Source organism: Marinimicrobium sp. UBA4209, assembly GCF_002381585.1.
GTDB lineage: Bacteria > Pseudomonadota > Gammaproteobacteria > Pseudomonadales > Cellvibrionaceae > Marinimicrobium > Marinimicrobium koreense.
In genome coordinates, this window is sequence record NZ_DFTP01000088.1 from 21,941 (window position 1) to 28,674 (window position 6,734).

General features: G+C 60.7%; 7 protein-coding genes. 4 read left to right on the top strand and 3 right to left on the bottom strand.

The features are described from left to right. Positions 1-139: 139 nt before the first annotated feature. Both B3187_RS12760 and B3187_RS12765 read right to left on the bottom strand, forming a co-directional pair. Positions 140-1,345, bottom strand: coding sequence for a glycoside hydrolase family 26 protein (locus B3187_RS12760; RefSeq protein ID WP_286806863.1), 1,206 nt, complete (start codon positions 1,343-1,345; stop codon positions 140-142). A gap of 175 nt (positions 1,346-1,520) precedes the next feature. Continuing rightward, positions 1,521-2,276 carry an AsmA family protein gene (locus tag B3187_RS12765; protein WP_286806864.1) on the bottom strand — a complete coding sequence of 252 codons (756 nt, stop codon included), beginning with the start codon at positions 2,274-2,276 and terminating at the stop codon, positions 1,521-1,523. Between the two features lie 129 nt (positions 2,277-2,405). On the opposite strand from B3187_RS12765, the gene B3187_RS12770 reads away from it, so the two are divergent. The 3 genes from B3187_RS12770 (at position 2,406) to B3187_RS12780 (ending at position 5,330) form a co-directional block, all read left to right on the top strand. Beyond that, positions 2,406-3,959 (top strand): FMN-binding glutamate synthase family protein, encoded by a 1,554-nt coding sequence (locus B3187_RS12770; RefSeq protein WP_286806866.1) that lies wholly within the window; start codon positions 2,406-2,408, stop codon positions 3,957-3,959. Next, positions 3,952-4,464 carry a DUF3806 domain-containing protein gene (locus tag B3187_RS12775; protein WP_123637558.1) on the top strand — a complete coding sequence of 171 codons (513 nt, stop codon included), beginning with the start codon at positions 3,952-3,954 and terminating at the stop codon, positions 4,462-4,464. Before B3187_RS12770 ends, B3187_RS12775 begins: the two co-directional genes overlap by 8 nt. A 293-nt stretch (positions 4,465-4,757) precedes the next feature. Beyond that, positions 4,758-5,330, top strand: coding sequence for a TMEM165/GDT1 family protein (locus tag B3187_RS12780; RefSeq protein WP_123637559.1), 573 nt, complete (start codon positions 4,758-4,760; stop codon positions 5,328-5,330). Between the two features lie 142 nt (positions 5,331-5,472). Here B3187_RS12780 and B3187_RS12785 read toward each other — a convergent pair whose 3' ends face one another. Next, the gene (locus B3187_RS12785; protein WP_286806868.1) at positions 5,473-5,895 is read right to left on the bottom strand and encodes an HIT family protein; all 423 of its coding nucleotides are present in this window, start codon (positions 5,893-5,895) and stop codon (positions 5,473-5,475) included. 342 nt (positions 5,896-6,237) lie between these two features. Here B3187_RS12785 and B3187_RS12790 point away from each other — a divergent pair. After that, the coding region (locus B3187_RS12790) for a DEAD/DEAH box helicase (protein WP_286806869.1) at positions 6,238-6,734 on the top strand (497 nt) is incomplete at its 3' end.

The window sequence follows — 6,734 nt, forward strand, 5'->3', positions numbered from 1 at the left end:
ACGAGCGCCCATCTCGGCGCTCCTGATGCCGGTCCCCTGCGGCGGCAAGCGCCGCGGAAAATCCCCTCAGGGCCGGTCAATCAGCCGACAGACGGCAGCCCAGCGGACACCCTCTTCCCTGCGTCCCGGCGCATCAGCGCTACTCGTACAGGGGTGGCAGGTCGGCCTCAAACAGGGTCGCCGGATGTTGGTGGAACTCGATGAAATCCTCCGCCGCCGGATGATCCGGGTACGGCACATAGAAGTGATCCCGGCTCTCCCGCTCACGATTGGCGTTACGCCACACCTGCATATATACGATCTGTCGCGTCCACTCGTTCGCCTGCCAGCCTTTGAGCAGCCGTTCGGTGAAGAAGTCTGACTCGAACAGTGTATCCTGGCCACCTTCGGTCATGGCCGCCAGTTTACCGCGCTGCGCCGCCAATTTGGCCAAGGCACCCAGACTGGCAATAAACCGCCCGGCATCTTCCTCCGGTGTGGCGGTGTTGGCGGAATGGCCCAGATCCCAGTAGTTATCAATACCGAGAATATCCACGTAGTCATCGCCGGGGTAGCCATAAAGATAGGACGATTCAAACTGATCCAACGTCAACCGACTGCGATCCGGAGAAAACGCGAACAGCAGCTGGTGGAGCTGTTGCTCTTGGGTCAGATAGTCCACGGTAAAGCGCCACAAGGCTCGATAGTCCTCCTCGGATGTCGGCCCCTTGCCCCACCAGAACCAGTCGCCATTGTGTTCGTGCCAGGGCCGGAAAATCAGCGGCATGGGTCCGGTGCGGCCATCGGGCAATGACACTTCCAGGGAGCGGGCGAACGCCGCAAATTGATCCAGCGCCAGGCGCAGGTCCTGATGGTATCGCCCGCCCGGCAGCAGCTCGGCGGCGCCGGTGTCGGTTTCCCAGGAGCTGCTGCCGGTACCCGGGTGGGTCATATGCCAGGAGATACTCACCACCCCACCGCGGCGGTAGGCATCACGCATCCAGTCCCGCATTCGCGCAAAGGGGACGCCGTCCAGGTTCCGGGCATCGTTCAGCTCCAGGTGTCCCAGATCCCAGCCGTAAAGCGCGGGGTAGTCACCCGTGGTGAGTTTGACATCGGAGCGCCCGGAGTCATCACGCCACTGTACCCCGTACGCCAGGCTGTCCTGGTGACCGAATAGAAAGCCCTCGCCTTTCAGCCGGTGCAGGTTGCGCCAGAGCGCCTGGGCGGCGGGATCAATGTTCTCAGTGATGGGCTCGACGGAGCCTGCGGTTTGTTGCGGGGCGTCAGATTGAGGCGCTGAGCAAGCCGTCAGCAAGGCAACCAGGCCCGCCAGCAGGCCGTGAAAGACGGTGGTCCTGACCATATCACACCTTGTTTATTGGGTTATTGACGTTGTTTTGGCACGCTGCCGTCGACCGGAGAGGTTCGACGCCAACCGATTGTAATCGGTTACAAGGCCAGAATGCAATTTCTCTGTGGCAGAAGAGAAAAACGTTAAGGGGAAATCCCCGGGGCGAAACCCCGGGGAGGCAGGTGGATCAGCGGTTGAGCAATGACCGGACAGCGTCGACTTTTTCCTTATCGTCATCGGACATACGGGACTCCAGCTCCTCTTTCAGAGCGCCTTCGGCTTCCGAGCGCACTTCCGCTTCCACCCGCTGGCGGGCCTGCTGCAGAAGCGGGTCGAGAATCGCCCGGGTCAGCTGGGCCGGGGTCAACCCCTGCTGACGGTCACCCAGGTTTTCCAGGTTGATGTCCCTCAGCGTCAATTCACGATTGCCCAGTTCGTCCGAACTCAAGCTCAAGCCGGCGTTGGTGAAGCTCAGTTTCTCCACCATAAAGCGCACATCGGGGCTGGCGGTGGTGGACTTGGGTGTTTCTTCCTGGGAGCCGGAACTCATCTGGTCCAGCAGGGTTTTGAGGTTGATCTGGGTCAGGTCTCGATGCTCGGCGTTGAGCTGGGCACCATCGACTTTGATTTCCTCAATAACCACCACATCCTCGGTGATCGAACTTGGGCGAATATCCAACGTCACATCGCCCACGCGAAAAATCGGCTGATCCGAATAGCCTTGCGGGTTGGCAATGGACAAGCCACTGATGGTACCCCGCCCCTCGGTCAATTCAATGTGTACCCCATCCACCTGCACGTCCGTTTTGGTCACCGTGGGTCCGACCGACTCGATGGCCGCTTCGACCAGAGTGTCCAGGTTGCGCAGGCCGATAAACAGCGCGATGGCGATGACAACGATCAGGGCCACCAGAATGCTGACTATGATTTTTGTGGCTTTCATGGAGGTTCCTCGGTTTTTGACAGGGTGTTGTATGGGGTGCGACATGGTCGCAGACCACTAAAAGCCTTATGATAGCGGCCAGCTTGAACTCACGCCAATGCCATTTTCGGCCCGACAGTGAAGGTTGCCATGTTCGACGATGTATTTGCTCTGAAATTGCTGACCATTCTGGTCCTGATTTTTGTCACCCTGATCGGGGTCGGGTTGCTCACCGTGGCCGCCATGTATGTGGTGGATGTTACCCAGCGCAAACACACCATTCGGCGGAACTATCCGGTGATCGGTCGCTTTCGGTATTGGTTCGAGCACCTGGGCGAATTTTTCCGGCAGTATTTTTTCGCCATGGACCGCGAGGAAATGCCATTCAACCGGGCCGAACGCGCCTGGGTTTACCGGGCAGCCAAAAACCTCGACCTCAACCTGGCCTTCGGCTCCACCCGGGACCTGAACCCGTCGGGCACGGTGCTGTTTCTGAACTCGGCCTTCCCCACTCTGGAGCAGGACGCCGCCATACCCTCGGCGGTCACTGTTGGCCCCTACTGTCGGCATCCCTACACGACCTCGGCCTTTTTCCACATTTCCGGCATGAGTTATGGCGCCCTCTCCGCGCCGGCGGTGCGCGCCCTATCCCGAGGCGCCGCCAAGGCCGGTTGCTGGCTGAACACCGGTGAGGGCGGCCTCTCGCCCTTCCATGAAGAGGGAGGCGGCGATCTGGTATTTCAGTTGGGCACCGCCAAGTACGGCGCCCGGGACCTGGACGGCAAACTCTCGGACGAAAAATTGATCCAGCTGTCGGCCAAAGAATCGGTCAAGATGTTTGAGATCAAACTCAGCCAGGGAGCAAAGCCCGGCAAGGGGGGCATTCTGCCGGCGGAAAAAGTCTCCGCCGAAATCGCTGCAATCCGGGGCATTCCGGAAGGACACGCATCTATCAGCCCTAACGGCCACCCTGATATCCGTTCGGTGGACGACCTGCTGGATATGATCGACCACATCCGTCAGGTCACCGGCAAACCCGTGGGTTTCAAAACCGTGCTGGGCGATAAGCAATGGTTGCGGGATATGGTGGCCGCTATCCGCATTCGCGGTGTGGATCGGGCGCCGGATTTCATCACCCTGGACAGCGCCGACGGCGGCACCGGTGCCGCCCCGCAACCGCTGATGGATTACGTCGGGCTACCGCTCAAGGAAAGCCTGCCCTGGCTGTGCAACCTGCTTAGTGAAGCGGGCCTGAAAGAGCGTGTGCGCGTGATCGCCTCCGGCAAGCTGATCAACCCCTCCATGGTGGCCTGGGCCATCGCGTGCGGCGCCGACTTCGTGACCAGCGCCCGGGGGTTCATGTTTTCCCTGGGCTGCATTCAGGCCATGCAGTGCCACAAAAACACCTGCCCGACCGGGGTAACCACCCACGACCCGAAACTGCAACGGGGCCTGGACCCCACCGACAAGGCCGAGCGGGTGGCCCACTATCAGCGCAATCTGACCTACAGCGTCGGGCTGATCGCCCACGCCTGCGGCGTTCCGGAGCCGCGCCTGCTGCGCCGCCACCATGTGCACATGGTGTTACAATCCGGCCTGTCTCAGCCCTTGAATGAACTCTACCCGGAGCCCATCACTCTGATAGAGAATGGCGAGGATTCTCCCGCACTGGACTCCAAACCCAAAGAGGTAACCCATGAATAAATTGTGTTTCGGTCTGGGCCTGCTGCTCCTGCTTGCCAGCCCGGCCACTCTGGCCCAGGAGGTCACAATTGAGGACCTGGCCTGGATGGACCGCAACCACATGGCCCAACAGGTACAGCGCGTGGACGACCTGGCACGCACCCGGGTCGGAAGCCAGATTCGCGAGGATCTGAGCGATCTGACCACGCTGCAGCGGATTGTCGATCGGGAGCTGGTCGATCAGGACGACCGGTTGACGCTTCAGGCGCTGGGCGCGGTGCTGGGCAATGTGATGGCCGCCGAAGTGGACGAGCTGGAGTGGAAGATTTACGAGGACAACCGGGGCCGTAGCCGGGCGCTGTGTGTCGAGGGCACCGAGGAGTGCCTGTTCCCCATCACCATGCTCTCCCGAAGGATGGAGGTGGGCCTGAAGCCCGATGTGCGTCAGGTGTATAAAGACGCGCTGGCGCTGATTGAACCCTATTTGCCGGAGTTGCCCTACGGCGGGGCTGCCAGCCGTCGCTGAAGCCCGGCCACCACGGCCCCTCGGAGCCCCGCCGGAGAACGGCGAACGATTCGCATTTGACTTGCGGGGCAACACTTTCTAAAATGCAGCCCTCTCTCGGGGGAGTAATCGGCCAGCGCGCAGTATCGCTGGCGTTACTGTCAACATAATTGCGCCACAGCGCATGGCAGTAACACCCCACCCTGCGGCTCCGCCGCACGGGTCGGGCTGATGAGACCTGAGGTACAGACGCTTATCCCGGCGGGGTGGTGTGTGTATCTCTGTCTAACAGCCCCGCCCGGACGACGTTTTTGATGGAAGCACTGATCGGATCGACTCTCGCCGTGGCTCTGGCCGAAATCGGCGACAAAACCCAGCTCCTGGCGCTGCTTCTCATTTCCCGCTATCACCGCCCCTACGCCATTGCCGCCGGCATCCTGGTCGCCACCCTGATCAACCATGCCCTGTCCGCCCTGCTGGGCAGTTGGCTGGCGGACCTGATACCCGCACAGTGGGTGCCCTGGATTCTCGCCAGCAGCTTTCTGATTGTCGCCCTGTGGACCCTGATTCCCGATAAGGCCAGCGATGAGCCTGGCCGCTTCCATCAATACGGGCCATTCGTGGCCACTCTGGTGCTGTTTTTCCTGGCGGAAATCGGCGACAAGACCCAGGTCGCCACGGTGGTGCTGGCGGCCAAATTTGACGCCTTTCTGATGGTGGTGATCGGCACCACGGTGGGCATGTTATTGGCCAATATCCCGGTGCTGTTTGCGGGCCGCTGGCTGATGGACAAGATTCCGCTCAAGTACGCCCGCATCAGCGCCTTCATGTTGTTCGTGATTCTGGCGGTGGTGACGCTGATTCATACCAATGGGCAGGTACATTGACGTGTTACATAGGGTTCAGCTTGGGTTACGGCGGATGCGCNNTTCGCGCTTATCCGCCCTACGCAAACCACGGCAGGTCGTGTAGGGCGGATAAGGCCGAAGGCCGCATCCGCCGCTACCAAACCCCGACCCACCGGCCAATTTAACTCAAATTCGCTTCACCATGCCCCTGGGCAACCAACACCTTGCGAATCTTCTGCGCCGCCTCCGCCAGATCCTCGGCGTCAGCGCTGCTCGCATGGTCAAAACTCAAATCCCCCATTGAATCCAACGGCACCAGGTGGATATGGGTATGCGGTACTTCCAGACCGGCGATCATCATTCCCACCCGCTTCGCCGGATAGGCCTCTTTCAGGCCCTTGGTCACTTTCTGGCTCACCTGAATCAGGTGGCTGAGTAAGGCCGGCGGCAGGTCATCCCAGTGATCCACCTCCTCACGCGGCACCACCAGTACATGGCCCTCACGAATCGGTTGAATGGTCATGAAGACCACGGCTTTGTCGTCTTTCCAGACAAAATGGCCGGGGAATTCGCCGGAAATCACTTTCGAAAATACGCTTGCCATAATTCGCTCCTTTATTGACATCAGGTTGTTACCGACAAGGATAACATTGCGCGGGCGATGAAATGCGCCTATAATCCGCGCCTCTTCAGTTAAGCCCTCTATGCGTTTGGGGAAATGGTGTTACGGGGCAGAGCTGAGACGACAGGGACCTGTCATGGCTGCAAGAGTGCAGCCCAAGCGACCGCCCACTGGCGGAACACACGCCCAACGTGCCGCGATAAGGCCCCGGACCTGCCGAGATCGCACCCTCTGATCACCCGACAACACCCCCTGACCACGCCGCGCCCATTATCCCGCTGCTCCGGCCGCCGCGCGCCTATTGCATATTGAGGCTAACACTCCATGACCGAACAAACCCCCTTGCTGTTTACCGACCTGGGCCTGTCTGAACCCGTGCTTCAGGCCATTCAGTCCGTCGGCTACGAACAGCCCTCGCCGATCCAGGCGGCCGCCATTCCGGCCCTGCTCGATGGCAAAGACATCGTGGGCATGGCCCAGACCGGCACCGGTAAAACCGCCGCGTTTGCCCTGCCCCTGCTCTCGCGCTTCAACCCCGAGCAGCGCGAGCCGCAGATTCTGGTGCTGGCACCGACCCGCGAGCTGGCCATTCAGGTGGCCGAAGCGTTTCAGCGCTATGCCAGCAAGCTGAACAACTTTCACGTACTGCCGATTTACGGCGGCGGCGACATGGGCGGCCAGTTGCGCCAGCTCAAACGCGGCGCCCAGGTGGTTGTGGGCACCCCGGGTCGGGTAATGGACCACCTGCGTCGCGGTACGCTGGACCTGTCCAAGCTGCAGAGCCTGGTGCTCGATGAAGCCGACGAAATGCTGCGCATGGG

What these genes read in the sequence shown, in the direction of transcription:
- B3187_RS12760 (WP_286806863.1), bottom strand. Translation starts at nt 1,345, where the DNA reads ATGGTCAGGACCACCGTCTTTCACGGCCTGCTGGCGGGCCTGGTTGCC.
- B3187_RS12765 (WP_286806864.1), bottom strand. Translation starts at nt 2,276, where the DNA reads ATGAAAGCCACAAAAATCATAGTCAGCATTCTGGTGGCCCTGATCGTT.
- B3187_RS12770 (WP_286806866.1), top strand. Translation starts at nt 2,406, where the DNA reads ATGTTCGACGATGTATTTGCTCTGAAATTGCTGACCATTCTGGTCCTG.
- B3187_RS12775 (WP_123637558.1), top strand. Translation starts at nt 3,952, where the DNA reads ATGAATAAATTGTGTTTCGGTCTGGGCCTGCTGCTCCTGCTTGCCAGC.
- B3187_RS12780 (WP_123637559.1), top strand. Translation starts at nt 4,758, where the DNA reads ATGGAAGCACTGATCGGATCGACTCTCGCCGTGGCTCTGGCCGAAATC.
- B3187_RS12785 (WP_286806868.1), bottom strand. Translation starts at nt 5,895, where the DNA reads ATGGCAAGCGTATTTTCGAAAGTGATTTCCGGCGAATTCCCCGGCCAT.